The organism is Caulobacter sp. 602-1 (genome assembly GCF_003931565.1).
Classification (GTDB): Bacteria; Pseudomonadota; Alphaproteobacteria; order Caulobacterales; family Caulobacteraceae; genus Caulobacter.
Window position 1 is genome coordinate 900,527 of sequence record NZ_RRYI01000002.1, and the last position, 24,676, is coordinate 925,202.

The following is a 24,676-nucleotide window of genomic DNA, read 5'->3' on the forward strand; positions in this document are numbered from 1 at the left end:
GCCGGTAAGGCGCGCGTCAGGCCTGGTTGGCGGCGAGGGTCTTTCCCTGGTCGCCCAGCAGCATCGGGGCGATCAGATCCCAGAGGCGGCTGATCTCCTCGGCGGCGGCCGAGCCCGGCTCCCATTCGCAGACCGAGCGGCCGTGGGCCACCGACTGCTGGAAGGCGGCGCGGGCGCGCAGACCGATCGGAGCCAGCGGCATCCCGGTGAAGCGCAAGGCCTCGGCCGCCTTGATCACGGCCGGCGGCTCGACGCCGTTGCGGCGCGAGGGCGCCTGGCTGAGCACGATGACGCCCTTCTTGCCGAGGCGGCGCACGGCCTCGGCCGAACGGACCACCGAGGCGATGTCCAGGAAGGTCGGGCGGCAGACCAGCACGCACAGGTCGGCGAAATTGATCGCCTGCAGGACATCGGTCTCGGGCGCGGCGGGGGTGTCGACGACCAGAGCGTCGAAGTCGCCGTGCCGGGCCTGAGTCTGGGTCGAGAACAGCTTGCCGGCGTTGATCTCGGCCAGCAGCGGGCCGTCGCCGGTGCGGGCGCGCAGGGAGTCCGACGCCGATCGCTGGGGGTCGATATCGGCCAGCATGATCTTCAGTCCCGCCAGATGGGCGGTAATGGCCAGGTTCACCGCCAAGGTCGTCTTGCCGGCGCCGCCCTTGCGGGAGATCACAGCCAGGGTCTTCACTATAAAACTCCTTACAGGGCCAAGGTTTTCCGTCCTTGCGGCCTGTGGATAAGTAACGCTGTCATGTGAAGCCCGCGCAACCGAAATGTCGTGACGGGCGAATCATGTGTCCCCGGATCGCGTTTCGCGGCGCCCGCCGGAAAAGCGCCTCTTTCTCCAGCAGGTGTCGGCCGTCGTTTGCCGCGGCGCCGCTTGACCCTGACCGGCGCCTGGGCGAGGAGGGGCCGTGATCCGCCGCATCATCGACTTCGTGACCAACATGGACGCCCGCGCCTGGCGCACGGTGGCGGTCTCGTTCGTGCTGTTCGGCGGGGTGGGCGTCGTTTTCCTGTTTGGCGCGCAGCTGCTGGGCGTCAATGGCGAGACGGCGGTCGAGCACTGGCTGGGCGCGGCCAGCGGGCCGTGGGCCCTGCCGATGGCCGTGGCGGCCTTCGCGGTCATGGCCTTCCTGGGCGTGCCCCAGTTCGTGCTGATCGCCGCGGCGGTGGTCGCCTTCGGGCCCTGGACCGGCTTCGCCTACAGCTGGATCGGGACCCTGGTCTCGTCGCTGGTCGGCTTCTGGCTGGGCCGGGCCTACGGCGCGCGGATCCTCCGCGACTTCGCGGGCGAGGGCGTCAACAAGTTCATGCGGATGATCGGCAAGAACGGCTTCACGGCCAGCCTGATCGTGCGCCTGGTGCCCTCGGCGCCGTTCATCATCGTCAACATGGCCGCCGGCGTCACGCCGATGAGGCTGCGCGACTTCGCCGCCGGCACCGCCATCGGCATCGTGCCGAAGATCGCCCTGACCGCCTTCGCCGGCAATTCGATCGTCCAGGCGATGAAGGGCGGCGGCAAGCAGCATATCGTCATGATCGCCCTGGCTGTCGTCATCTGGCTGGCCATGGGCCTGGCCAGCCGCGCCTGGCTCAAGAAGCGTGAGGCGGCGGAAGAGGCGGAGTCGTAAGCCCCGCCGCGGCGTAGGTCGCCTCGCGCCAGGCTCGGACGATCTCGCCGAACCAGCGCGTGCGGGTCGTATCGTCCATGCCGTCGGTCTCTTCGACCCCGGCCGCCCAGGCCTCGATCACGAACGGCATGAAGGTGCGCGCGGCGTGCTTGCAGGCGGCCCTCTGGGCCGCGGACGCATCCTCCGGCGGCGCCACGAACGGTTCGATCAGCTTGGTCAGCAGGGCTTCCAGGGCCGCTCGCCAGACGGCCGCCTCGGGCGCGCCTCGGGCGTCCCTGAGCAGCAGGAGCGCCAGCTTCGGATTGGCGCGCGACATCTCGACCAGCCGGGCGATGCTCGAGCCGTAACCGCCCCAGGGCCTGCCGGCGTCGGCCTCGATCCGGGCCAGCATCTCGCCGAACAGGGCGTCGATCAGGCTCTGACGCGAGGGATAGAGTCGGTAGATCAGGATCTTGGCCACGCCCATGCGGTCGGCGACATCCTGCATGGTCGCGACCTGCAGACCCTTTTCCGCAAATACCTCGACGGCGGCCTCCAGCACGGCCAGGCCGCGCGCGGCCTTGTCGACCCGAGGCTTGGGCTGGCCGGGGCGACCTCTGGCGACAGGGACTTTCGCGACTCCGCTCATGGGTGCTATGTAGAATGAAACTATAAAGTTTCAAAACGTGGAGGGACGAATGCGCAAAGGAATGCTCGCGGCGGGCGTCGCGGTTCTGGCGATGATCGCGGGCGCGGCCTGGGCGGGGGATTCCGCCAGCGCGATCACGATCGACAAGCAGAAGGCCTTCGCGGCGACCTTGCCGATGGCCGACAATCAGGACTTCGCCTTCGCCGACCAGGGCTTCCTGGGTACGCGTACCGATCCCCTGATCAAGCGCGCCGACGGCCAGGTCGCCTGGAACCTGGCCGCCTATGATTTCCTGAAGGGCGAGCCGCCGGCCACCGTGAACCCCAGCCTGTGGCGGCAGGCGCAACTTCTCTCCAAGCACGGGCTCTTTAAGGTCTCCGATCGCGTCTATCAGGTGCGCGGCTTCGACATCTCCAACATAACCTTCGTGCGCGGCGACAGCGGCTGGATCGTCATCGACCCACTGACCATGAAGGAAACGGCCCAGGCCGCCCTGGAGCTGGTCAACGACAAGCTGGGCGTTCTGCCGGTCAAGGCGGTGATCTACACCCACAGCCACAGCGACCACTTCGGCGGCGTGCGCGGGGTGGTCGACGAGGCCGACGTCAAGGCGGGCAAGGTGGCGATCGTCGCGCCCGAGGGCTTCATGCGGGAGGTCGCCGCTGAGAACATCCTGGCCGGCAACGCCATGGCCCGCCGGGCTCAGTACCAGTTCGGCATCATGCTGCCGCCGGGCGTCGAGGGGCAGATCACCTCGGGCATCGGCCAGACCATCGCCAAGGGCTCGATCACCCTGATCCCGCCGACCATCAGCATCGACCATACGGGGCAGGAGCTGACGCTCGACGGCGTGAAGATCCGCTTCCAGTACACGCCCGGCACCGAGGCGCCGGCCGAGATGAACCTCTATTTCCCGGACCTGCGCATTCTGGACATGGCCGAGAACGCCAATGTCACCCTGCACAATATCCTCACGCCGCGCGGCGCGCTGGTCCGCGACAGCAAGGCCTGGGCCGATGGCCTGACCGAGTCCATCCGCCTGTTCGGCGATGTCTCCGACACCATGATCACCAGCCACGGCTGGCCGCGCTTCGGCGGGGCGGTGGTCCGGGACTTCCTGGCCGATCATCGCGACGCCTACAAATACCTGCACGACCAGACGGTGCGGATGATGAACCTCGGCCTGACCGGGGACGAGATCGCCGCCAGGATCCAGCTGCCGCCGGCGCTGGCCAAGGATTGGTTCAACCGCGGCTACTACGGCTCGATGAGCTTCAACAGCCGGGCGGTCTATCAGCGCTACATGGGCTGGTACGACGCCAATCCGGCCCATCTGGAGCCCGCGCCGCCGGCCGACGCGGGCAAGCGCTATGTCGCCGCCATGGGCGGGGCGGCCAAGGTCAAGGCGATGGCCAAGGAGGCGGCGGAGAAGGGCGACTACGCCTGGGCCGCGACCTTGCTGAACCACGCGGTGATGGCCGACGACGGCGACAAGGAGGCCAAGGCGCTGCTGGCCGCGGCCTATGACCAGATGGGCTACCAGACCGAGAACAGCCTGTGGCGGAACATCTACCTGACCGGGGCCGATGAGCTGCGGGGCGGAGTGCGCAAGCTGCCGGCCTCGATGACGCCGCTGGACATGCTGGCGGCGCTGGACAGCGGGATGATCTTCGACGTGCTGTCGGTGCGCCTGAACCCCGACAAGGCCAAGGACGCGCACCTGCGGATCGTCTTCGTGTTCCCCGACCGGAACGAGCGATTCCTGGTCGAGGTGCGCAACGGCGTGCTGGTCGCCCAGCCGTCCCCCAAAAGCGAAAATGGGCAGGGCGAGAAGGCTGACGCCACTCTGACCGTGGCCCGGCCCGTGTTCCTGGAGTCGTTGTTCACCGGCAAGTCGCTGGTCCCGAAGATCCTGACCGGGCAGGTCAAGCTTGAGGGTGATCGCGCGGCGTTGGGGCGAATGACGGGATGGTTTGACGCCTTCCCGACCGACTTCCCGATCGTTACGCGCCCTAATTAATCTGGACCTGGAATAAACTTGCGCTGGCTGCGACGGATCGCGCGGCTGGCGCAAATTGCTTGCTCGATTCCAGGGCGATGTGTAGAAAGTCCGGCATGAACGTCGCGCGCGCACTGCTTTCGCTTCGGCTTATCAGCCCCTGGGCGCTCTAGGGGCCGCGCTTCGTCGCGGCCGGGCGCACAGGGGATAGTTCCCGCAGCCCGCACGCAGACACCCCATTCGACGAGTACTTCCATGACCACCGTATCCGCAGGCGCTTTCGACAAGCGCGACAACGTCGTCATTTTCGACACCACCATGCGCGACGGCGAGCAGTCGCCCGGCGCCTCGATGTCGCTGGAAGAGAAGCTGGAGCTGGCCAAGATCCTCGAGGAGATGGGGGTCGACATTATCGAGGCTGGCTTCCCGATCGCCTCGAACGGCGACTTCGAGGCCGTCCGCGAAGTGGCCAAGATCGTCAAGAACTCGACCATCGCCGGCCTGTGTCGCGCCCACCAGGTCGACATCGACCGCTGCGCCGAGGCTCTGAAGCCGACCCAGCGCGGCCGCATCCACGTGGTGATCGCCACGTCCGACCTGCACATGAAGCACAAGCTGCAGATGGAGCCGGACGCCGTCATCGACGTGATCGCCCGCTCGGTGGCTCACGCCCGCAACCTGCGCGACGACGTCGAGTGGTCGGCCGAGGACGCCACCCGCAGCGACCGCGAGTTCCTGCGACGCGCCACCGAGACCGCCATCAAGGCCGGCGCCACGACGATCAACCTGCCCGACACCGTCGGCTACACCTATCCGTCCGAATATGCCGACCTGTTCAGCTGGATGGTCAATAATGTCGAGGGCGCCGACAAGGTGATCTTCTCGACCCACTGCCACAACGACCTGGGCCTGGCCGTCGCCAACAGCCTGGCCGGCGTGCAGGGCGGGGCGCGCCAAGTGGAATGCGCCATCAACGGCCTGGGCGAGCGCGCCGGCAACGCCGCGCTGGAAGAGATCGTCATGGCGCTGAAGGTGCGCGGCGACCGCCTGCCTTACCGCACCGGCATCGACACCACCCACATCACCCGCGCCAGCCGCTACGTCTCGGCCATCACCGGCTTCCCGGTGCAATACAACAAGGCCATCGTCGGCAAGAACGCCTTCGCGCACGAGAGCGGCATCCACCAGGACGGCATGCTCAAGAACCGCGAGACCTACGAGATCATGACGCCGGAATCGGTGGGCCAGGCCCCGTCGAGCCTGGTCATGGGCAAACACTCGGGCAGCCACGCCTTCCGCGCCAAGCTGAAGGACCTGGGCTATGAGCTGGGCGAGAACGCGCTGAAGGAAGCCTTCGGCCGCTTCAAGGACCTGGCCGACCGCAAGAAGCACGTCTACGACGACGACATCATCGCCCTGGTCGACGACGCCCTGGCGCGCGGCTCGGAGAAGATCCGCGTCTCGCGCCTGCGCGTGGTCGCCGGCACCGACGGCCAGTCGGCCGAACTGACCCTGGACGTCGACGGCGTCTCCAGCACCGCCGAGGCCACCGGCGATGGCCCGGTCGACGCGGTGTTCAACGCGATCCATAAGATCGTGCCGCACAGCGCGGCCCTGCGCCTGTTCCAGGTCCACGCGGTGACCGAGGGCACGGACGCCCAGGCCCAGGTCTCGGTGCGTCTGGAGGAGGACGGCCGCATCGCCACCGGCGCGGCCGCCGACACCGACACCCTGACCGCCTCGGCCAAGGCCTACGTCAACGCCCTCAACAACCTCTTCGCCCGCAAGGAGAAGAGCCGGCCCGAAGCGGCGATCGCCAGCGGCTTCTAGGCCGCCGCGCGCCCACGGCTGAACGGCCGCGTCGCCAGGATCTCGGCCCCCAGGTGCGCCTGGGGCTGAACCTCCAGGCCCAGGTCTCGCAAGGCTTCAGCGAGGGCCCTTCGGGGCGTCTCGTCCAGCAGCGCGCCGACGTCCACGACCAGCGTCCCGCCGGGGCGCAGCATCGTGGAGGTCGCGGCGACGACAGCGCGCGCGTCGGCCAGGGTGGGGCAGCCCATCACCAGCAGCACGTCGCTGCGCTCGTCAGCCGCGCCGCAGGTGGCCCGGCGGGCCGCCTCGACGCGCTGATAGCCGCGACGCCACAGCTGGCACATGGCTTCGCCCGCGCCGGGGCCGGCGACGGTCACGAAGCACAGCGGCGTGGCCTCGGCGAGGTCCAGCATGCGGTCCAGGGCGGGATTGATCCCCTCGGTGGGCACGCCCAGCAGGAACTGGGCGGCCTGCCTAAGAGGCGTTTTCCTGGGCGGGTGGGGCGACATGGTCGGTAAGCCTTTTTCAACGAGCGCCGCGCGACGGCGACGAACCCGCTTATCTTGCGCCCGAGGCGCATAAGGGTTCGATGCGAAACCCAGCCCGCCCGCCTAAGGGCGGCGTAAAGGTCGAAGATGATCTGGATCCCCATCACCGTCGCCGCCACGGTCTTCCAGGTGGCGCGCAACGCCGCCCAGCGCTCGGTCATGGGCGGGGCGGGGCCCTGGGGCGCGACCCTGGTGCGCTTTCTGTTCGGCCTGCCGTTCGCGGCCGTCTTCGCCGCGATCGCGGTGCTGGCGACGCCTGGACTCGACTTTCATCCGCAAGCCCGGTTCTGGATCGCCTGCGTCGCTGGCGCGGCGTTCCAGATCGGCGCGACCGCGGCCATGCTGACGGCGATGCAGCGCTCGTCGTTCGCCCTGGGCACGGCCCTGCAGCAGAGCGGCCTGCCGTTCGCGCTGGTGTTCGGGGCCCTGGTCTTCAAGGATCATGTCGGGCCGATCGCCTGGGCCGGCGGACTTGTGGCGACCGGCGGACTGGCCGCCCTGTCGTGGCCGCGGGGCGAGGTCGTGATCCGCAAGGGCGCGGTGCTGGCCGGCCTGGCCTCGGGCGCGGCCTTCGCGCTGTGCGCCAACTGCTTCCGGCAGGCGGCCCTGGCCCTGGAGCCCGGACATCCGCCGGCGGCGGCCTTCGCGACCGTGCTGGTGGTGCAGGCGATCCAGACGGCGGCCCTGACCAGCTATCTGGCCTGGCGCAATCCCGACGCCCTCAAGGCGGTGGTCGCCGCCTGGCGGCAGTCGCTGGGCGCGGGCTTCTGTGGCGCGGCGGCCTCGGGCCTGTGGTTCACGGCCATGGCCCTGTCGCCCGTGGGGCCGGTAAGGGCGGTCGGCGTGGTCGAAATGCCGGTCGCCGCCATCGCCGGACGTCGTCTGTTCAAGGAACGTCTGACCCTCTTTCAGATGGCCGCCGGCGGCATAACGGCGGTCGGGGTCGTCATGGCCGCGCTCGGCTAGATTTCGCCATGTTCGGGTGCTTGGTCGGCTTGACCGCAAAAGCCTTCGAAAACCCCGCGAATAGACCTTGAATTCAACGCTTTCGCAGGGCAAACGGGCGGGCGTCGGCGTACTTTTGGCCGTTCGGACGACGGCGCGGCCAGGGGGCGGCGCTCCCGCCGAACATCGAGGCATGTTGACCGGATCGAAATCCGCCAAATGCGGGAATCATGTTGTCCTCGCATTGAATTGAAGTAGGAGCCTTTTCTTCTCCGCCGACCCCGTCTCCGGGACGGATCAGGCCCCTTCTTCACCGATCTGCCGTCCGTAACGCCCCTCCTACCCCTCAGTCAGGGCTTTCAATGTTCTCTTCCCTCTTCGGCGTGATCTCGAACGACATCGCCATCGACCTCGGCACGGCCAACACCCTCATCTACATGAAGGGCAAGGGGATCGTTCTGAATGAACCGTCGGTGGTGGCCTTGCGTAACGTCGGCGGTCGCAAGATCGTCCACGCCGTGGGCATCGAGGCCAAGCAGATGCTGGGCCGCACCCCGGGCCACATGGAAGCCATCCGTCCGATGCGCGACGGCGTCATCGCCGACTTCGAAGTCGCCGAGGAAATGATCAAGTACTTCATCCGCAAGGTTCACAACCGCAAGGGCTTCGTGAACCCGAAGGTGATCGTCTGCGTGCCGTCGGGCGCCACCGCCGTGGAACGTCGCGCCATCAACGACAGCTGCCTGAACGCCTCGGCCCGTCGCGTCGGCCTGATCGACGAGCCGATGGCGGCCGCGATCGGCGCCGGCCTGCCGATCCACGAGCCGACCGGCTCGATGGTCGTCGATATCGGCGGCGGCACCACCGAGGTGGCCGTGCTGTCGCTGTCGGGCATCGTCTATTCGCGTTCGGTCCGCGTCGGCGGCGACAAGATGGACGAGGCGATCATCAGCTATATGCGTCGCCACCATAACCTGCTGATCGGCGAGACCACCGCCGAGCGCATCAAGAAGGAAATCGGCACCGCCCGCGCGCCGGCCGACGGCGAGGGGCTGTCGATCGACGTCAAGGGTCGTGACCTGATGCAGGGCGTGCCGCGCGAAGTCCGCATCAGCGAAAAGCAAGCCGCCGACGCCCTGGCCGAACCGGTCGGTCAGATCGTCGAGGCCGTGAAGGTGGCTCTGGAAGCCACCCCGCCGGAACTGGCCAGCGACATCGCCGACAAGGGCATCATGCTGACCGGCGGCGGCGCGCTGCTGCGCGGCCTGGACGCCGAGATCCGCGATCATACCGGTCTGCCGGTGACCGTGGCCGACGATCCGCTGTCGTGCGTGGCCCTGGGCTGCGGCAAGGTTCTCGAGCATCCGAAGTGGATGAAGGGCGTCCTGGAATCCACGCTGGCCTAAAGCTGGTATTGCTCTAGAGGCGCCTGGGGGGCGTCGGGAGAAACTACGTGCCCTTTCGCGAAGGTCCCCTTGGCGACCTGAAAGTGCCGCTTACCTGGACGGCGGCGGTGGCCCTGATCGTTGCGGCCGTCATCGCCGTCGCCTTCCTGCTGGCGGACCGGCGCGAGACCCTGCAGGAGCAGGCCTACGGCGTCACCCGCCAGACGGTGGATGTCGTCGCCAAGCCGGTCAGCGGCGCCATCGCCGCGCCCGGTCGTTGGACGGGCCTGGGCCTTGACTTCGTCCGCAGCTACTTCTTCACGGCCTCGGAGAACCGTCGCCTGAAGTCGGAGCTGGCCGAGATGCGCCAGTGGCGCGACCGGGCCCTGGACCTGCAAGACCAGAACGAACGCTTCAAGAGCCTGCTGGGCCTGCGCACCGATCCGCCGATCCCGATGGCCTCGGCCCGGGTTGTGGCCGACAGCCGCGGTCCCTTCGCCAACACCCGCCTGGCCGACGCTGGTTCTGAGCGCGGCATCGAGGTCGGCAATCCGGTCCTCAACGAGCGCGGCCTGGTCGGTCGCGTGGTCGGCGTCTCGCGCGGCGCCAGCCGCGTGCTGCTGCTGACCGACATCGCCTCGCGCACGCCGGTGATGATCGATCGAACCAACGCCCGCGCCATCCTGACCGGCGACGGCGGCCCCAACCCCAAGCTCGAATACCTGCGCGGGGTGGATCCTATCCAGCAGGGCGACCGCGTCGTCACCTCCGGGGACGGAGGCGTCGTGCCGCGCGGCCTGCCGGTGGGCGCGGCGGTCAAGGGGCTGGACGGCCGCTGGCGCGTGGTGCTGTTCGCCGACCAGTCGTCGATCGACTACATCCGCATCCTGCTGTTCAAGGACTTCGCCCAGCTGGCCGACGAGAAGCAGCTGGAAGCCAAGACCCTGCCGCCGGTCACGACCGAGGATCCGCAGACCTCGATCCTGTCGGCCCCGACGCCGCCCGCGCCGAAGCCGGCGGCCACCACGACCCCGCCGTCCGCCGCCACGGCGACGCCGCCTGCCGGGGCTCAGCCCAAGCCCGCGACGCCCAAGCCGGCGGCGCCGAAACCGGCCCAGCCCAAGCCCGCCACGGCCGCGACGCCCGTCCCGACGGGATCGCCGCGATGAGCATGAGCGGCGGGCGAGCGCTCAATCCCGCCCGTTGGTTGGGCGTGCCGATGTTGCTGTGCATTTTCGCGACGATGCTGTTCGCCGCGCCGATCCGCATCTGGGGCCTGCAGCTGCCCGAGCCTGTGTTCGCCATGGTGCCGGCCTTCGCCTGGGCGATGATCCGCCCCTCGATCCTGGCGCCGTTCGCGCTGTTGATCCTGGGCCTGTTCCTGGACATCTTCTGGGGCGGTCCGACGGGCCTTTGGGGCCTGTCGCTGCTGGTCGCCTACGCCATGGTCCTGATCCTGCGCAACGCCATGACCGGCCAGAGCCGGCCCATGATGTGGGCCTGGTTCGCCGGCGTCACGGCCGTCGCCATGATCGCCGGCTTCCTGTTCACCATGCTCGACAGCCTGGCCATGCCGAGTCTCCTGGCCGTGTTCTGGCAGTTCCTGGTAACGGCGCTGCTGTTCCCGTTCGCTCACCGCCTGGTCGATCGTTTCGAGGACGCCGACGTGCGGTTCCGGTAAGGCCATGAGCGAACCGTCCATCTTCTTCTTCGAGGTCAACGAGCGTCAGGGGGTCTTTCACCGGCGCGCGTTCCTGCTGGGCGGCCTGACGGGCGCGGGCCTGCTGGCCCTGGGCGGACGCCTGGCGCAACTGCAGCTGGTCGAGGCCCAGCGCTATCAGAAGCTTTCGGCCGGCAACCAGTTCAACTACCGCCTGGTGCCGCCGCCGCGGGGCCTGATCCGCGACCGCAACGGCGTGTCGCTGGCGTCCAACCGGCCGAACTTCCGGCTGATCATCAACAAGGACAAGGGCCTGGACGCCGAGGCGGTGATGACCGACCTCCAGAAGCTGGTGCCGATCGACGAGGCCCGCCGCGCCCGCGTGCTCAAGGAGCTGGACCGCGCCCCGCGCAAGGCCCCGGTCGTGGTGATGGAAGACCTCTCCTGGGAGGAGTTCAGCCGCGTCAACATCCGGGCCCCGGAGCTGCCCAGCGTCACCGCCGACATGGGCGAGGTTCGGGTCTATCCGTTCGGGGGCGCCTTCGCCCACGTGATCGGCTACGTCGCCAAGGTCTCGGACCGCGACCTGGCCGCGGCCAAGGACGATCCCACCCAGGATCAGGAACTGCTGCATCACCCCGGCTTCCGGATCGGCAAGCAGGGCGTGGAGAAGGCCTTCGACAAGGAACTGCGCGGTCGCGCCGGCGCCACAAAGACCGAGGTCGACGCGCAGGGCCGCGTCGTGCGCCTGGATCCGGCCGGCGACGTGCCGCCGACCCCGGGCAAGGAAGTCCTGCTGACCCTGGACGCCGACATCCAGAACCGCGCCCTCGAGGTGATGGGCGAGGAGAGCGGCGCCATCGTCGTGATGGACGTGCGCAACGGCGACCTGCTGGCCATGGTCTCGGCCCCCAGCTTCGACGCCAACCGCTTCGTGAAGGGCCTGTCGGGCGCCGAGTACAAGGCTCTGGCCGAGTACGAGCGCAAGCCGATGCTGGACAAGTCGCTGACCGGCGTCTTCCCGCCCGGTTCGACCTTCAAGCCGACCGTGGGCCTGGCGGCGCTGACCGCCGGCATCGATCCCGAGGTCCGCATCAACTGCGGCGGCAGCTGGTATTATGGCGGCCGGACCTGGCGGTGCTGGGAGCCGCGCGGCCACGGCTCGCAGAACCTGCACGACGCGATCAAGAATTCCTGCGACGTCTATTTCTATCAGACGTCGCTGAAGATCGGTCCCGACGCGATCGCCAACGCGGCGCGGGCCATGGGCTTCGGCCAGATCTACGACATCGGCATTCCCGGCCAGAAGCGGGGCAATGTCCCCGACCCGGCCTGGAAGAAACGGGCGTTCAAGAAGAACCCGGCCAACCAGATCTGGTTTCCGGGCGAGACGCCCAGCTACGGGATCGGGCAGGGGGCTCTGACGGTCAACGCCCTGCAGCTGGCGGTGATGACCTCGCGCCTGGCCAATGGCAAGAAGGCCCTGGTGCCTCGCCTGATCAAGTCGGTCGGCGGGGTGGAGCAGCCCAGCGGCGCGGCGGTGCCCGACCTGCCGTTCTCCACCGAGCATCTGAACTATGTCCGCGGCGGCATGGCGGCCGTGGCCAACGACGTGCGCGGCACCGCCTACAGGCAGAGCCAGCTGGGCCTCGGCGACGTGCAGATGGCCGGCAAGACCGGCACGGCCCAGGTGCGCAGCTATGACGGGGTCAAGAACCGCAAGGGCTACGCCACGACCTGGCGCCTGAAGGACCACAACCTGTTCGTCGCCTTCGCGCCCTATGACGACCCGCGCTACGCCGTGGCGGTCATCATCGAGCACGGCGGGCTGGGCGGCGCCACCGCCGGCGCCCCGCGCGCCCGCGAAGTCATGCGCGTGGCGCTGCTGAAGGACCCCGAGATCCGCGCTCGCATCGAGCGCCCCGCGCCGCTGCCCGAGGTCGCTCCGGAAGACGTCATGGAAGGCGCCGCGCCGGATGATCCGGTCGAGGGCGTCGCGCCCCCCGCGCCCGATGTCGGCGCTCCGCCGGCCGTTCCGCCGACCACGCCTCAGGGAGGGCAAAGATGACCTTGAGCGGCGGCCTGACCCGGCCCGGCGAACGCGACCGGCCGATCATCAAGTTCATGGAGGTCGACTGGACCTTCTGCCTGGTGCTGGCGATGATCGCCGGCGTCGGCGGCCTGATGCTGTTCTCGATCGCCGGGGCCTCGTGGGAGCCTTGGGCCGACAAGCACCTGCTGCGCTTCGGCGTCTATTTCATCATCATGATCGCCCTGGCCATGTGCGACCTGCGCTGGTGGTTCGCCGCGGCCTATCCGATCTACGGCGTAGGCCTCGTCCTGCTGGTGGCCGTGGACCTGGTCGGCGACATCTCGCTGGGCGCCCAGCGTTGGCTGCAGTTGGGGCCGCTGCGCTTCCAGCCGTCCGAGGTTATGAAGATCGGTCTCGTGCTGGCGCTCGCCCGATACTACCACGGCCTGTCGTCGGACAGCGCCCGGCTGTCCTGGCGCCTGCTGATCCCGGCCGCGATGATCGGCGTGCCGTTCCTGCTGGTCGCCAAGCAGCCCGACCTGGGCACCGCCATCCTGATCGCCGCCACCGGCGGGGCGATCATGATGCTGGCCGGTCTGTCCTGGCGGGTGATCGCGGCCCTGGGCGCGCTGGCGGCCGTGGCCATTCCGCCGTTCATCATGTTCGGGCTGCACGACTACCAGCGCAACCGGATCCTGACCTTCCTGAACCCCGAGCAGGACCCGTCCGGCGACGGCTACCACATTCTGCAGTCCAAGATCGCCCTGGGCTCTGGCGGCTTGCTGGGCAAGGGCTTTGGCCTCGGCTCGCAGAGCCAGCTGAACTTCCTGCCCGAGAAGCAGACCGACTTCATCTTCGCCACCCTGGCCGAGGAGTTCGGCTTCGTCGGCTGTTTCGGCGTGCTGTTCCTGTACGGGGCCGTGATCTTCATGGCCCTGCGGATCGCCTCGATCAGCCACAGCCACTTCGGACGCCTGGCCGCGGCCGGGGTGACGGCGACCTTCTCGCTGTATGTGCTGATCAACGGCGCCATGGTCATGGGCCTGGCCCCCGTCGTCGGCGTGCCGATGCCGATGCTGTCCTACGGCGGCACCGTCATGCTGACGGTCATGGTCGGCTTCGGCCTGGTGCAGGCCGTGCGCGTGCACCGCTATACGGAAGTGACCAGCGGCAAGGGCTCGTTGATGTAGGGTCGGGCTGGTCTCTAGGAGACCAGCGCCGCCTCCGTCGCCCGGATCAGCCCGTCGATCACGCCGGGCTCGGTCGAGGCGTGCCCCGCGTCCCAGACGATGTCGAAGCGCGCCTCGGGCCAGGCCTTGTGCAGCTTCCAGGCGCTGTCCAGCGGGGTGACCACGTCGAAGCGGCCTTGGACGATCCAGCCGGGGATGTTTCGGATCTTGTCGATGTTCTTCAGGATCCAGCCGTCGTGATCGAAGAAGCCCTTGTTGGTGAAGAAGTGGCACTCGATCCGCGCGAAGGCGATCGCGAAGTCCTCTTCGTTGAACTTGGGCGGACGAGCGTCGGGGCCGCGTAGGGAGATGGTGTCGCCTTCCCACTGGCTCCAGGCGGCGGCGGCTTCCAGCTGCACGCGGCGGTCCTGGGCGGTGAGGCGGCGGTGATAGGCGGCCATCAGGTCGCCGCGCTCCTCCTCGGGGATCGGCGCCAGGAACCGCTCCCAGGCGTCCGGGAACAGCATCGAGGCGCCGTCCTGGTAGAACCAGCCCAGTTCGCGCTCGGTCAGCAGGAAGATGCCGCGCAAGACCAGGCCGGCGACGCGGTCGGGGTGCTTGATGGCGTAGGCCAGGGCCAGGGTCGAACCCCAAGAGCCGCCGAACACGGTCCATTTCTCGACGCCCAGGTGCTCGCGCAGCCGCTCGATGTCCTCGACGAGGCTCCAGGTGGTGTTGTCTTCCAGGCTCGCGTTCGGGCGCGACCGGCCACAGCCGCGCTGGTCGAACAGGGTCATGCGCCATTTGGCTGGATCGAAGAACCGCCGCATGGTCGGATTGACCGCGCCGCCCGGGCCGCCGTGCAGGATCACGCAGGGCTTGCCCCGCGGATTGCCGCATTCCTCGTAGTAGATTTCGTGGGGACCGCCGGTCGGCATCCAGCCGAACGAGAACGGTTCGACCTCGCGAAAGAGGCCGCGACGGCCAACGGAACTCATGGCGGCGGCGGAAGCGTTACGATCCATGAAACGAGCCTAACGTGTTTTTCCGCCGGCTGTGAACGGAGGAAAGCAAAAGGCCTGCCCGATCGCGGGGATTTTCCTCGTGTCGGAAAAGCAGGCCTTTCGTCAAAGAAACACACGGGTCTGCTTCGGCGGACCCTTGAGGTTTTCGCCCTTCATCCGGTTCTGTATGTTGCCCGCCATGACTCAGCCCGCGCCCGAAGACTATTCCGACGACGAGCTGCTCGCGATGCTGAACCCGGCGCAGCAGGCGGAACTGGATCGGCAGATCGGCGAGATGTTCGGGGCCGAGGGCGTCGACCGCGCCGAGGCGCTGTTCGCCATGGCCAGCGTCTACAGCCTGCGCGCGGGTGAGCGTGACGAGGTCTCGGCCCTGGCCATGCTGCAACTGGCCGCCGCCATGCGTCGCCGGGCGGACCAGATGATCGCGGCCAGGAACTAGAGCGGGAAGCGGCGGTCCAGCCAGTCCAGGATCGCCGCGTTCACCTCGGCGGGTTTCTCCTGCTGGGTCCAGTGGCCGCTGCCTTCGATCAGCACCTTCTCCAGGTCCGAGATCTGCTCGCCCATGCGGTCGGCCATGGCCGGCGGCAGGACGACATCCAGCTCGGCCATGATCATCAGGCAAGGGACGCCGTCGATCCGGCGCGGCAGGGTCTCGGCCTTCTCCCAGTTGCGGGTGAAGTTGCGATACCAGTTGATGCCGCCGGTGAAGCCGGTGCGCTTGAAGGCGTCGACGAAGAAGGCCAGTTCGTCGGGCTCCAGGAACTGGTTGTCGTCGGTCGCCGGGTCGTAGTGGAGCAGGGCGTCCTGCAGGGCCAGGCTGCGGCGTTCGGCCGGGCGGCCCAGGAACTCGTCCTGCGAGCTCTTGGGCTTGCGCATGAAGAAGCGGATCGTCCGTTCCGGATCCGCGCCCAGGCGCGCGTCGGCCTCGCCCGGCTTCTGGAAGTGGACGATGTACATGTCCTCGCCATAGGCGTTGCGGAACATCTCGATCGGATCCAGCGGCAGGCGCGGGGTGAAGGGGGTGTTGAGGCCGATGATCCCGGCCACGCGGTCGGGATGCAGCAGCGGCATCTGCCAGACGATGATGCCGCCCCAGTCGTGGCCGACGAAGATCGCCTTTTCCACGCCCAGGTGGTCCAGCAGCCCGACCAGGTCGCCGGTCAGGTGGTCCATGTCATAGGCCTCGACCGCCTCGGGACCGGGGGTGAGGCCATAGCCGCGCTGGTCGGGGGCGATCACCCAGCGGCCGGCGGCGGCCAGGGCGGCGATCTGGTGGCGCCAGGAGAAGGCCAGCTCCGGAAAGCCGTGGCAGAAGACGACCGGAACGCCTTGGCGCGGACCGGCCTCGTAATAGGCCATGCGGATGCCGTTGACGTCGGCGTACTGGGGTTCGGGCAGGCCCGGATTCTTGACCGTCATGACCGCTCGTCCTCCCGCGTTTCTAGGTGATTGCCGTTCACCCTGGAGCCCGTCGCGATCCCCGGCAAGCGGCATTTCTGGTTTCCGTAGGGTCGAACGGGCGTAAAAGGCCGCATGACCGACACGACTTCGCCGCCCGCCGCCGTTCCGTGGCGTCTCGTCCTGCTGCTGGGCGCGCTGACGGCCTTCGCGCCGATGTCGATCGACATGTACCTGTCCAGCCTGCCCGAGATCGGTCGCACCCTGTCGGCGCGGCCGGATCAGACCCAGGCCACGCTGGCGGCCTTCTTCGCGGGCATGGCCATCGGTCAGTTCATCTATGGCCCCCTGTCCGATCGTCTGGGGCGGCGCGGACCCCTGCTGACCGGGATCGGCGTCTATATCATCGCGTCGCTGGCCTGCGCCCTGGCGCCCAACATCCACGCCCTGATCGGCGCTCGCTTCGTCCAGGCCCTGGGGGGATGCGCTGGAGCGGTGGTGGCGCGCGCGGTGGTGCGCGATCGCTTTGGTCACACCGACACCGCCCGGGTGCTGTCGCTGATGATGCTGATCATGGGGCTGGCGCCGGTCCTGGCGCCGCAGCTGGGAGGCGTGATCCAGGCGTTCGCCGGCTGGCGAGTGGTGTTCTGGGTCCAGGTCGGCTTCGGCCTCGCCGTCGGGGCCTGGGTGCTGGCGAGCCTGAAGGAATCCCGTTCGGCCGAGACCCTGGCCCAGGCGCGGTCGGAGAACCCGCTGAAGGCCTATGTCGCCCTCCTGGGCCTGCGTCGGCTGGTCGGCTACGCCTTGGCCGGCGCGCTGAACGGGGCGGTGTTGTTCACCTACATCTCCGGCGCGCCGGACCTGGTGATGGGGACCTATGGCCACACGCCGCTGGTCTTCAACCTGATCTTCGCCTTCAACGCCGTCGGCATCATCGGCGCCAGCCAGGTCAATCGCCTGCTGCTGCGGCGCAACCTGCCGGACGAGGTGCTGAGCAAGGCCAGCATCGCGTCGATCGCCGCGGCCTTCCTGCTGACCCTGGCGGCCTGGACCGGCTGGGGCGGCCAGTGGACCGTGCTGCCGCTGCTGTTCGCCTCGCTGTCGCTGTACGGCCTGATGGGCGGCAACACCATGGCCGGGGCGCTCAGCGTCGACCCGCGCCGCGCCGGCTCGATCTCGGCCCTGATGGGCTCGGCCTCGTTCGGGGCCGGGGCCCTGGCCTCGTGGGCCGGCGGCCTGCTGCACGACGGCACGGCGCGTCCGGTGGCCGGGGTGATGTTCGCCTGCTTGGTCGGCTCGGCCCTGGCGATCTTCTTCCTGGCCCTGCCGGGCGCGAGGAAGGCTCAGGCCTGATTGGGCATCGAGAAGCCGCGCCAGGCCATCAGCGCCCAGGCGGCCATGAACGACAGTCCGCCGATCGGGGTGATCGCGCCCAGGATCCTCGGCGCGCCCAGGGCCATGGCGTAGAGCGAGCCCGAAAACACCAGGGTTCCAACGAAGAACAGCGCCGTGACCAGCCCCATGCCCTTGGCCCCGGCCCGATGCAGGGCGAAGGCTCCAAACACCGCCAGGGCGTGGATCATCTGGTACTGGGCGCCGGTCTTCAGCCACTCGACGGCCTTCCAGCTGTCGACGCCATGGGCGGCGAAGGCGCCGAAGGCCACGGACAGCAGGCCGCTCAGCGCCGCCAGGGCCGTCCAGGTCCGGGGAGTCCATCCCTCCATCGGCTTACGCTCCGTCACCGTTGCAATCGTCGAGCGCGACCTTAACGTCGTTCATCTGGACGTAAAGCGAAGCCGACTTCGTAAGCAGTCAGAGCGTTCGCGCGTCCAGAAGGGAGGACGGCATGGCGCTCACCTGGGGCGACGATTACCCGATCCATCAGACGCCCGAGCCCGTGGCCTATGCCGGGACGGATCGGAACTTCTACGACCGCTACTTCTTCAACGGCTACGCCGCTCAGGGCGACGGCTCCGACCTGTTCTTCGCCGCCGCATTCGGCGTCTATCCGCACCTCAACATCGCTGACGCGGCCTTCTGCGTGATGAAGGAGGGCAGGCAGGTCAATCTGCACGCCAGCCGCTGGCTGAAGATGGAGCGGATGGACCTGACGGTCGGGCCGATCGCCATCGAAGTCCTCGAGCCGCTGCGGCGCCTGAAGCTGACCGTGACCGCCCAGGAGCAGGGGATCGCCGCCGAGATCGTCTTCGAGGGCCGATCCTTCCCGATCGAGGAGCCGCGCTTCGTGCGTCGCAACGGACCGCGCACGCTGCTGGACTACACCCGCTTGACCCAGAACGGTCGCTACAGCGGCTGGATCGAGGTCGACGGCGTACGGACCGGCATCGACGGTTTCGTCGGCACGCGCGATCGGTCGTGGGGCGTCCGCCCCGTCGGGACGCGCGACCCGCAGGAGCTGGCGCCGCCGGTCCCGCCGCAGTTCTTCTGGCTGTGGGCGCCGTGCAACTTCGCGGATGGAAGCCTCTTCTTCCACACCAATGACGACGACCTGGGCCGGCCCTGGAACCGCCGCGCGCTCTGGCTGGAGGACGGCGGCCGGGAGGATGACTTTGGCGGCTTCGCGCGGGCGTCATGCGCTATCGAGTGGAAGAGCGGCACGCGCCACGCGGCCGCCGCGACCCTCGATTTCGGCGCCGATGGCGCGGTGACGATCGAACCCAAGACCGAGTTCTTCATGCTGGGTCTGGGATACGGCCACCCCGTCTGGGGCCATGGCCTGAACCACGGCGCGCTGAAGGTCGAGCGCGAGGACTTCGCCGCCGCCGAGCTCGACCGAAAGATGCCGCATCTGCTGCATGTCCAGGCGCTCAGCGACGTGACCTATGTCGACGGCGCGGGAAAGACGCGGAAGGGCAGGGGCGTCTTCGAGCAGCTGGCCATCGGTCCGCACGCGACCTCGGGCTTCGCCTCGATCCTGGACATGGCGCCTTGAGCGGCCCCCTCACGATGAGTTTGGCCGAGCGCCTGGAGGCGTATCTCACCCGCATCTGGGGCCAGCCGGTCAAGGTCGCCGACCTGTCGCGCATCCCCGGCGGAGCAAGCCGCGAGACCTATCGTTTCGCCGCCCACGTCGGCGGCGCGGTCCGGCCCCTGATCCTGCGCCGTGACCCGCCCGGCAGCCTGATCGAGACCGACCGCGGCCTGGAATACCTGGCCCTGGAGAGTTTCCACGATCGCGTGCCCGCGCCGCGTCCCGTGGCGATGGACGTCGAGGGCGCGGAACTGGAGCGGCCGTTCTTCATCATGGAGCGGATCGAGGGCGGGACGGTGGTCTCGCCGTTCACGGTCATGCCCTACGGCGCTCACGCGCGGGTGGTCGGCGAGGCGTTCTTCGACATCCTGGGCCGTATCGCCGGCGCCGATCCCGCCGACCTGCCGTTGGCGAAGGCCGCCGAGACCCCGGCGCCCGGAGACTGCTGGCGGATCGCCGTCGATCACTGGGCCGGCGTGATCGAGGCCGACGAGCAGCATCCGCAACCGATCGTCCGCGCCGCCATCCGGCTCTTGCGCCGCAAGCCGCCACCGCCGCCCAGCGCCGTGCGGGTGGTGCACGGCGACTATCGCGGCGGCAATTTCCTGCACGCCCCGGACGGCCGCATCCTGGCGGTGCTGGACTGGGAGATGGTCCATCTGGGCGACCCGCTGGAAGACCTTGCCTGGGCCATCGACCCGCTCTGGAACCCCTTCGACACGACGACCGTCGCCGCGATGATTCCGCGCGACGAGGCCCTGACCATCTGGTCGAAAGCCAGCGGCCTCGCGGTCGATGAGGCGGCCCTGGCCTGGTGGTCGTTGTTCGCCGCCGTGAAGGGCCAGGCGATCTGGACCTCGGCGGCCAAGGAATATCGTGACGGCGGTTTCAAGGAGCCGATCCTGGCGGTGTCGGGCTGGTACACCGCCCGACGGCACGACCAGATCCTGGCCGCCGCGATGCTGCGTCTGGAGGACCTGTCATGACTCCAAGCCTGCCCGACATCCTGGTCGGCAACTTCATGTGCATGGCCGATCCCGGGCCGCCCGAGCAGCAGGGCGAGTTCATGGCCGGCAAGGTCGGGCTTGTGGCGCTGCTGTCGTTGCTGGCGGCTCAGGAAGCCGAGCGCGGCGTGGCGGCGCGGGTCGAGGAGAACGCCCTGATCCGCGCGACCCTGACCGAGGCGGCGGCCGACTATGGGCTGGACGTCGCGGGTCTTCCGTTCACGGAGGAGGTGACCGTCTCGTCGCTCGACCGTGTCAACGCGGCGCTGCGGACGGCGCTGATCGGCCTGCACGAGGCGGTCGAGGCGCGGGACGACACGGTCCGCCACCACGCGATCCTGCGGCTCTATGTCAGGATGGCCGACCTTCGACGGCTGGATCTGCCGCCCCTGCCGGCGCGCTGACCGTGATTCTCGCCCTATTTGTGCTTGTTGTGCTGGGCCAGCTCGTCCGGCTTGATGTCTAGCGGCGCCGGGGCGGCGGCGTTGTAGGCGGCCGTCTGGTTCAGGTCCATGACCACGCTGCGGTGGCCTTCCCAGATCATGTGCACGGCGACGTAGAGCACGATCGCCAGGCCGATGAAGCCGATCCAGCGGTGCTTGTGCAGCAGGTTGGCGATAGCGCTGGCGGCCAGGCCCATCAGGGCGATCGACAGCAGCAGGCCGAAGATCAGGATGCCGGGGTGTTCGCGCGCCGCGCCGGCCACGGCCAGCACGTTGTCCAGCGACATCGAGACGTCGGCGATCAGGACCTGCAGGAAAGCCTGCTTGAACGACTTGGGCTGGCGGGCGACGCGCGGCTCGGTGTTCGGATCGCCATCGACGCAGGCCATGGCGTCGGCCTCGGCCGCCTGCTCGCGCAGCTCGCGCCACATCTTCCAGCAGACCCACAGCAACAGGAAGCCGCCGGCCAGCAGCAGGCCGATGACGCCCAGCAGCCAGGTGGTGATCAGGGCGAAGGTGATGCGAAGAACAACCGCCGCGCCCAGGCCATACAATATGACCTTCTTGCGCTCCTTGGCGGGTAGGCCGCCTGCGGCCAGGCCCACGGCCACGGCGTTGTCACCGGCCAGGACCAGGTCGATCATCAGCACTTGCAGCAAGGCGGTCAGCGGGCCTTGCAGGCCGCCCAGATGGGCCGTCAGCGTTTCGAACATGTATCCTCAATGCGGCGACGCGCGCGGGGATGCAAGGCGCAAAAGGGAGCTGTCGACCGCAAATGCGACAACGCCCCGGACCGTCGATCCGGGGCGTCGCCTTTTCGTTCCGCGCTGGCCCTAGTGGGCGTGCTCGGGTTCCTTGTGGTGGACGCTCTGAGCCTGCTCGTCATGGCTGGCCGGATGGGCGGAGGCGGCGGCGACCATCGGGTTCACGTAGGACACATGCTCGGCCGGCGCGTGCGGCTCGGGGTGAGCCTCGGCGTGCGGGTCGTGGTCTTGGCCGTCCTGCGCCGCCGGGCCATGGTCTTCGTGAGCATGGGCGTCGTAGCCATGGCTGGCGTGATCTTGGCCGTGATCGTCATGGCCATGACCGCGGTCGTCATGGTGCGAGGAGACCGCCGAGGCGACCGCCGCGCCCGCCGCCGCGCCGCCGGCCGCAGCCAGGAACGGGTTGACGTGCGAGACGTGGGTCGAGGCCGGGGCGTGCTGCTCCTGCTCGAACTCCATCTCGTTGCGGCCGTAGTCGGTCAGGGTGCGGTACTTGCGCTGACGCTCGGCGCGGCGGCGGGCCGCCGAAGCGCTGCGCGATACGCCGACCAGGATGATCATGGCCAGCAGCACCAAGGCGGCGCCCAGGACCGTCTTGATCGGCGTCGGGCCGAAGCCCGGCAGCGTGATGTCGCCATTCAGGCCGCCCAGGTCGAGCTTGCCCATGCCCTTCTTGGCCTGTTCCGGCAGAGCGGCGACGCGCTTGCTGATCTCGCCCAGCGAGAAGCCCTGCGGGGTCTTGCCGCCGTTCAGTTCGAGGCCGAACCGCGACGTCAGCTGGCCCTTGGCCTCCGGACCCGGCTTGACCTGCCAGGCGAAGGTGGTCGGCTCGCCCGGCTTGACGACCGCCGTCTGGCGGCCGTTCGGGGTGACTTCATAGCCTTCGCCCGAGAGCTCGGCATAGGCGCTGGTCTTCTTGGCGGCCTTGGTCAGGCCCAGCTTGGCGGCTTCCTGCTTGATCAGGTCGCCCAGCGTTGCCGGCAGCGACAGGGTCACCTGGCCGGGCTGGTTCTTGCCCAGGCTCTCGCCGGCGGCCAGGACCGCGCCATTGGTGGCGGCGGGCGCGACGACGGCCTGCAGTTTCTCGAGCTTGGTCGCCGGCTTCGCGGGAACGGGCGGAGCCACCGGCTTGGCGGCCACGACGGGCGGCCTGGCCAGCGGCGCGGCGGGCATGACCGGCTTGGCGGCCTGGACCGGCGCGGGCGCCGGGGCGACCGTCCTGGGGGTCACCGGCTTGGCGAGGACCATCGGCTTGGGCGTCGGCTTCGACGCCGCGTGCGCCGTCGTGGCGGCCGGAAGGGTCGCGTGGACGCGACGCGGCCTGTAGTCGTGGCGGCTGGAGCCTTTCGGATTGGCGATCGGGCGCATGGCCGTGACCAGCGTTCCGTCCGGGCGGCGCCAGGTCTTCAGATGCGAATTGCGCGAAGGCGGCGGCAGCGGGCTCGAATCCACGCTGGCGTCGGCGCGAGCCTGGGCCTGAGCCTGGCTCGGACCGCCCAGCAGGCCGTCCTGGGCCTCGTCGGCGCTCGGCGGCGGCGCAGCGCCCATCAGCTCCGGCGGCGTCGTCGCATCCTGGCGATCGCTGGGCGGCGGCGCCGAGCTCACCTGGTCGCCGGCGCTGCAGCCGGCGAGCATCAGAACGCCGACCGCCGTGGTGGCCAAGGCGGCCAAGCGTACCTTACGTCCAAACATCGGGTCCCCCGATCCCATGTCTAACTCCTCCGCGAGCAAGCGCTCGCGGACCATTGTTCGCGAGAAGAGCACGTGCCTGCGACGAAATCAAAACGGTTAAGAGGGATTCACGAAACAGTTTCGTCCCGCGCGCGAACTTTCGAGGCTTCATAGAGCGCGATGGCGGCCGCGGCCGAGACGTTCAGGCTTTCGAAACCGCCCGGCATCGGGATCTTTCCCAAGGCGTCGCAATGTTCCGCGACGAGACGACGGACGCCTTCGCCTTCCGACCCCAGCACGAGGACCGTGGGCTGGTGGTCGAGCACCGCCTCCAGGCTCTCCTCGGCCTCGCCGGCCAGGGCCACGGCCCGCCAGCCCATGTCGGCCAGTTCCTCCAGGGCGCGGGACAGATTGACCACGCGCGCGTGCGCGACCTTGTCCACCGCGCCCACGGCGGTCTTGGCCAGGACGCCGGAGAGCACCGGGGCGTGGCGATCCTGCAGGATCACGCCCCTGGCGCCGAAGGCGGCGGCCGAGCGGAAGATGGCGCCGATGTTCTGCGGGTCGGTGATCTGATCCAGCATGACCAGCAGGCCCTTGGCCGGCGCGCCCATCTCGGCGATCGACAGGGACTCGGCCTCGTCGATCTTCAGGGCCAGGCCCTGGTGCACGGCGCCCTGTGGCAGGTGCTTGGCGATCTCCTGGCCCTCCATCACCTGGAGGCAGGCCAGTTTCTGGAAATCGGGGGCGAGTCGCTTGGCGCGGTCCGCGGTCGCCAGAAGGCGCTTCGGCGCCGGTCGCAGCGGGTTGGAAAGCGCCGCCTCGACGGCGTGGGTTCCCCAAATCCAGTCCTTTGCGTCACCTTGCCCGCGAGAAAACTCGTTTTTATTCCGGGGCTTGGAACGAAAATCGCGTCCGGGTGCAGAAGGACGTTTCCGGTCGTTGCGTTCGGAATGAGAGGACACTATAAGACGCGCTCCGATTTGGGGCCCCAAGGGTTTCTAGGCCGGCCGGCGCTGCTCTTAGCATCGTCCGTCACCGTCCAAAGAAGCTTTTGTTCCAGTTCGAAGTTCAACGGCTTGCCGTTGTGCGTCGAACCGGCTAAAGGCCGCCGGCTTCGGAACTCCGTCGCGTGCTTGGGGGAATGTCCCGAGTGGCAAAGGGGGGGGACTGTAAATCCCCTGGCGTACGCCTTCGCAGGTTCGAGTCCTGCTTCCCCCACCATGCACGCGACGAGTTCCGAGACGGGCGCGTCCTGAAGGCAAGATGGGTCCCAGAGCCAGAGACCGGGAGCCGATCGCGACCCCGCTAGCCCACGCTTGGGTGATAAGGCGGGTATAGCACAATGGTAGTGCAGCAGCCTTCCAAGCTGAGGATGCGGGTTCGATTCCCGCTACCCGCTCCAGCTCCCCATATGAGTTACCCCAACAACACCCGCCGGCGCGAAGGTAGAGACGATGGCCAAGGAAAAGTTCGAACGCACTAAGCCGCACTGCAACATCGGCACCATCGGTCACGTTGACCATGGCAAGACGACGCTGACGGCGGCGATCACGATCACGCTGGCGAAGTC

Annotated in this window: 25 protein-coding genes and 2 tRNA genes; 18 read left to right on the forward strand and 9 right to left on the reverse strand. The window is 68.6% G+C overall.

What is annotated here, in order from left to right; all coding sequences use genetic code 11:
- Positions 1–16: 16 nt before the first annotated feature.
- Positions 17–685, reverse strand: coding sequence for a ParA family protein (locus EIK80_RS08835; protein ID WP_125156587.1), 669 nt, complete (start codon positions 683–685; stop codon positions 17–19).
- Between the two features lie 226 nt (positions 686–911).
- On the opposite strand from EIK80_RS08835, the gene EIK80_RS08840 reads away from it, so the two are divergent.
- Entirely contained in the window at positions 912–1,631 is a 720-nt protein-coding gene (locus EIK80_RS08840) for a TVP38/TMEM64 family protein (protein WP_125156588.1), read from the forward strand.
- Here the strand turns inward: EIK80_RS08840 and EIK80_RS08845 are convergent.
- Complete coding sequence (locus EIK80_RS08845; protein WP_125156589.1) at positions 1,594–2,259, reverse strand: TetR/AcrR family transcriptional regulator; 666 nt, start codon at positions 2,257–2,259, stop codon at positions 1,594–1,596. The two genes, EIK80_RS08840 and EIK80_RS08845, sit on opposite strands and share 38 nt — an antisense overlap.
- A 49-nt stretch (positions 2,260–2,308) precedes the next feature.
- Here EIK80_RS08845 and EIK80_RS08850 point away from each other — a divergent pair, with 49 nt between their 5' ends.
- From EIK80_RS08850 to EIK80_RS08855, 3 genes are all read left to right on the forward strand, one after another.
- The gene (locus tag EIK80_RS08850) at positions 2,309–4,279 is read left to right on the forward strand and encodes an alkyl/aryl-sulfatase (protein WP_125156590.1); all 1,971 of its coding nucleotides are present in this window, start codon (positions 2,309–2,311) and stop codon (positions 4,277–4,279) included.
- A gap of 95 nt (positions 4,280–4,374) precedes the next feature.
- Complete coding sequence (locus EIK80_RS26365) at positions 4,375–4,431, forward strand: hypothetical protein (RefSeq protein WP_199170726.1); 57 nt, start codon at positions 4,375–4,377, stop codon at positions 4,429–4,431.
- An 82-nt stretch (positions 4,432–4,513) separates the two neighbouring features.
- Positions 4,514–6,088 carry a 2-isopropylmalate synthase gene (locus EIK80_RS08855; protein ID WP_125156591.1) on the forward strand — a complete coding sequence of 525 codons (1,575 nt, stop codon included), beginning with the start codon at positions 4,514–4,516 and terminating at the stop codon, positions 6,086–6,088.
- On the opposite strand, the gene EIK80_RS08860 is transcribed toward EIK80_RS08855, so the two are convergent.
- On the reverse strand, positions 6,085–6,576 hold the full coding sequence (locus tag EIK80_RS08860) for a hypothetical protein (RefSeq protein WP_125156592.1): 492 nt from the start codon (positions 6,574–6,576) through the stop codon (positions 6,085–6,087). The genes EIK80_RS08855 and EIK80_RS08860 overlap by 4 nt on opposite strands.
- 126 nt (positions 6,577–6,702) lie before the next feature.
- On the opposite strand from EIK80_RS08860, the gene EIK80_RS08865 reads away from it, so the two are divergent.
- From EIK80_RS08865 to rodA, 6 genes are all read left to right on the forward strand, one after another.
- Positions 6,703–7,581 carry a DMT family transporter gene (locus EIK80_RS08865; RefSeq protein ID WP_125156593.1) on the forward strand — a complete coding sequence of 293 codons (879 nt, stop codon included), beginning with the start codon at positions 6,703–6,705 and terminating at the stop codon, positions 7,579–7,581.
- A gap of 341 nt (positions 7,582–7,922) precedes the next feature.
- Entirely contained in the window at positions 7,923–8,966 is a 1,044-nt protein-coding gene (locus EIK80_RS08870) for a rod shape-determining protein (RefSeq protein ID WP_004623009.1), read from the forward strand.
- Between the two features lie 47 nt (positions 8,967–9,013).
- A complete protein-coding gene (mreC, locus tag EIK80_RS08875; protein ID WP_125156594.1) occupies positions 9,014–10,114 on the forward strand; it encodes a rod shape-determining protein MreC in 1,101 nt (366 codons plus the stop codon).
- On the forward strand, positions 10,111–10,626 hold the full coding sequence (locus EIK80_RS08880) for a hypothetical protein (RefSeq protein ID WP_125156595.1): 516 nt from the start codon (positions 10,111–10,113) through the stop codon (positions 10,624–10,626). Before mreC ends, EIK80_RS08880 begins: the two co-directional genes overlap by 4 nt.
- Before the next feature lie 4 nt (positions 10,627–10,630).
- The gene (gene mrdA, locus EIK80_RS08885; protein WP_125156596.1) at positions 10,631–12,673 is read left to right on the forward strand and encodes a penicillin-binding protein 2; all 2,043 of its coding nucleotides are present in this window, start codon (positions 10,631–10,633) and stop codon (positions 12,671–12,673) included.
- Complete coding sequence (rodA, locus tag EIK80_RS08890) at positions 12,670–13,827, forward strand: rod shape-determining protein RodA (protein WP_125156597.1); 1,158 nt, start codon at positions 12,670–12,672, stop codon at positions 13,825–13,827. The genes mrdA and rodA overlap by 4 nt, the downstream gene beginning before the upstream one ends.
- 14 nt (positions 13,828–13,841) lie before the next feature.
- Here the strand turns inward: rodA and pip are convergent, their stop codons facing one another.
- Complete coding sequence (gene pip, locus EIK80_RS08895; RefSeq protein ID WP_125156598.1) at positions 13,842–14,831, reverse strand: prolyl aminopeptidase; 990 nt, start codon at positions 14,829–14,831, stop codon at positions 13,842–13,844.
- Between the two features lie 178 nt (positions 14,832–15,009).
- Between pip and EIK80_RS08900 the strand changes: the two genes are divergently transcribed.
- A complete protein-coding gene (locus EIK80_RS08900; RefSeq protein WP_125156599.1) occupies positions 15,010–15,270 on the forward strand; it encodes a low temperature requirement protein A in 261 nt (86 codons plus the stop codon).
- On the opposite strand, the gene EIK80_RS08905 is transcribed toward EIK80_RS08900, so the two are convergent.
- Entirely contained in the window at positions 15,267–16,250 is a 984-nt protein-coding gene (locus tag EIK80_RS08905; protein WP_125156600.1) for an alpha/beta fold hydrolase, read from the reverse strand. The two genes, EIK80_RS08900 and EIK80_RS08905, sit on opposite strands and share 4 nt — an antisense overlap.
- Before the next feature lie 114 nt (positions 16,251–16,364).
- On the opposite strand from EIK80_RS08905, the gene EIK80_RS08910 reads away from it, so the two are divergent.
- Positions 16,365–17,582 (forward strand): multidrug effflux MFS transporter, encoded by a 1,218-nt coding sequence (locus EIK80_RS08910; RefSeq protein ID WP_125156601.1) that lies wholly within the window; start codon positions 16,365–16,367, stop codon positions 17,580–17,582.
- On the opposite strand, the gene EIK80_RS08915 is transcribed toward EIK80_RS08910, so the two are convergent.
- Complete coding sequence (locus EIK80_RS08915) at positions 17,573–17,953, reverse strand: DUF423 domain-containing protein (protein ID WP_125156655.1); 381 nt, start codon at positions 17,951–17,953, stop codon at positions 17,573–17,575. The genes EIK80_RS08910 and EIK80_RS08915 overlap by 10 nt on opposite strands.
- A 122-nt stretch (positions 17,954–18,075) precedes the next feature.
- Between EIK80_RS08915 and EIK80_RS08920 the strand changes: the two genes are divergently transcribed.
- From EIK80_RS08920 to EIK80_RS08930, 3 genes are read left to right on the forward strand one after another with little or no spacing between them, the layout of a single operon-like run.
- Entirely contained in the window at positions 18,076–19,182 is a 1,107-nt protein-coding gene (locus EIK80_RS08920) for a hypothetical protein (protein WP_125156602.1), read from the forward strand.
- 14 nt (positions 19,183–19,196) lie between these two features.
- On the forward strand, positions 19,197–20,207 hold the full coding sequence (locus EIK80_RS08925; protein ID WP_125156656.1) for a phosphotransferase family protein: 1,011 nt from the start codon (positions 19,197–19,199) through the stop codon (positions 20,205–20,207).
- A complete protein-coding gene (locus tag EIK80_RS08930) occupies positions 20,204–20,629 on the forward strand; it encodes a hypothetical protein (RefSeq protein ID WP_125156603.1) in 426 nt (141 codons plus the stop codon). The genes EIK80_RS08925 and EIK80_RS08930 overlap by 4 nt, the downstream gene beginning before the upstream one ends.
- Positions 20,630–20,643: 14 nt before the next feature.
- On the opposite strand, the gene EIK80_RS08935 is transcribed toward EIK80_RS08930, so the two are convergent.
- The 3 genes from EIK80_RS08935 to rlmB all read right to left on the reverse strand — a co-directional run bounded on the left by EIK80_RS08935 (position 20,644) and on the right by rlmB (position 24,068).
- A complete protein-coding gene (locus tag EIK80_RS08935) occupies positions 20,644–21,381 on the reverse strand; it encodes a TerC family protein (RefSeq protein ID WP_125156604.1) in 738 nt (245 codons plus the stop codon).
- Positions 21,382–21,501: 120 nt separating this feature from the next.
- Complete coding sequence (locus tag EIK80_RS08940) at positions 21,502–23,124, reverse strand: stalk-specific protein X (RefSeq protein ID WP_233586496.1); 1,623 nt, start codon at positions 23,122–23,124, stop codon at positions 21,502–21,504.
- 107 nt (positions 23,125–23,231) lie between these two features.
- Positions 23,232–24,068, reverse strand: a complete 837-nt coding sequence (gene rlmB, locus EIK80_RS08945) for a 23S rRNA (guanosine(2251)-2'-O)-methyltransferase RlmB (RefSeq protein ID WP_125156606.1) — start codon at positions 24,066–24,068, stop codon at positions 23,232–23,234.
- A 173-nt stretch (positions 24,069–24,241) separates the two neighbouring features.
- On the opposite strand from rlmB, the gene EIK80_RS08950 reads away from it, so the two are divergent.
- From EIK80_RS08950 to EIK80_RS08960, 3 genes are all read left to right on the forward strand, one after another.
- A tRNA-Tyr gene (locus EIK80_RS08950) sits at positions 24,242–24,327 on the forward strand.
- A 107-nt stretch (positions 24,328–24,434) separates the two neighbouring features.
- A tRNA-Gly gene (locus EIK80_RS08955) sits at positions 24,435–24,508 on the forward strand.
- Between the two features lie 52 nt (positions 24,509–24,560).
- On the forward strand, positions 24,561–24,676 hold a 116-nt coding region (locus EIK80_RS08960), incomplete at its 3' end, for a GTP-binding protein (protein ID WP_148099114.1).

What these genes read in the sequence shown, in the direction of transcription:
- EIK80_RS08865 (WP_125156593.1), top strand. Translation starts at nt 6,703, where the DNA reads ATGATCTGGATCCCCATCACCGTCGCCGCCACGGTCTTCCAGGTGGCG.
- EIK80_RS08845 (WP_125156589.1), bottom strand. Translation starts at nt 2,259, where the DNA reads ATGAGCGGAGTCGCGAAAGTCCCTGTCGCCAGAGGTCGCCCCGGCCAG.
- EIK80_RS08855 (WP_125156591.1), top strand. Translation starts at nt 4,514, where the DNA reads ATGACCACCGTATCCGCAGGCGCTTTCGACAAGCGCGACAACGTCGTC.
- EIK80_RS08915 (WP_125156655.1), bottom strand. Translation starts at nt 17,953, where the DNA reads ATGGAGGGATGGACTCCCCGGACCTGGACGGCCCTGGCGGCGCTGAGC.
- EIK80_RS08850 (WP_125156590.1), top strand. Translation starts at nt 2,309, where the DNA reads ATGCGCAAAGGAATGCTCGCGGCGGGCGTCGCGGTTCTGGCGATGATC.
- EIK80_RS08870 (WP_004623009.1), top strand. Translation starts at nt 7,923, where the DNA reads ATGTTCTCTTCCCTCTTCGGCGTGATCTCGAACGACATCGCCATCGAC.
- EIK80_RS08930 (WP_125156603.1), top strand. Translation starts at nt 20,204, where the DNA reads ATGACTCCAAGCCTGCCCGACATCCTGGTCGGCAACTTCATGTGCATG.
- EIK80_RS08905 (WP_125156600.1), bottom strand. Translation starts at nt 16,250, where the DNA reads ATGACGGTCAAGAATCCGGGCCTGCCCGAACCCCAGTACGCCGACGTC.
- EIK80_RS08940 (WP_233586496.1), bottom strand. Translation starts at nt 23,124, where the DNA reads ATGTTTGGACGTAAGGTACGCTTGGCCGCCTTGGCCACCACGGCGGTC.
- EIK80_RS08860 (WP_125156592.1), bottom strand. Translation starts at nt 6,576, where the DNA reads ATGTCGCCCCACCCGCCCAGGAAAACGCCTCTTAGGCAGGCCGCCCAG.
- EIK80_RS08880 (WP_125156595.1), top strand. Translation starts at nt 10,111, where the DNA reads ATGAGCATGAGCGGCGGGCGAGCGCTCAATCCCGCCCGTTGGTTGGGC.
- EIK80_RS08925 (WP_125156656.1), top strand. Translation starts at nt 19,197, where the DNA reads ATGAGTTTGGCCGAGCGCCTGGAGGCGTATCTCACCCGCATCTGGGGC.
- rodA (WP_125156597.1), top strand. Translation starts at nt 12,670, where the DNA reads ATGACCTTGAGCGGCGGCCTGACCCGGCCCGGCGAACGCGACCGGCCG.
- EIK80_RS08910 (WP_125156601.1), top strand. Translation starts at nt 16,365, where the DNA reads ATGACCGACACGACTTCGCCGCCCGCCGCCGTTCCGTGGCGTCTCGTC.
- EIK80_RS08920 (WP_125156602.1), top strand. Translation starts at nt 18,076, where the DNA reads ATGGCGCTCACCTGGGGCGACGATTACCCGATCCATCAGACGCCCGAG.
- EIK80_RS08900 (WP_125156599.1), top strand. Translation starts at nt 15,010, where the DNA reads ATGACTCAGCCCGCGCCCGAAGACTATTCCGACGACGAGCTGCTCGCG.
- pip (WP_125156598.1), bottom strand. Translation starts at nt 14,831, where the DNA reads ATGGATCGTAACGCTTCCGCCGCCGCCATGAGTTCCGTTGGCCGTCGC.
- EIK80_RS08935 (WP_125156604.1), bottom strand. Translation starts at nt 21,381, where the DNA reads ATGTTCGAAACGCTGACGGCCCATCTGGGCGGCCTGCAAGGCCCGCTG.
- mrdA (WP_125156596.1), top strand. Translation starts at nt 10,631, where the DNA reads ATGAGCGAACCGTCCATCTTCTTCTTCGAGGTCAACGAGCGTCAGGGG.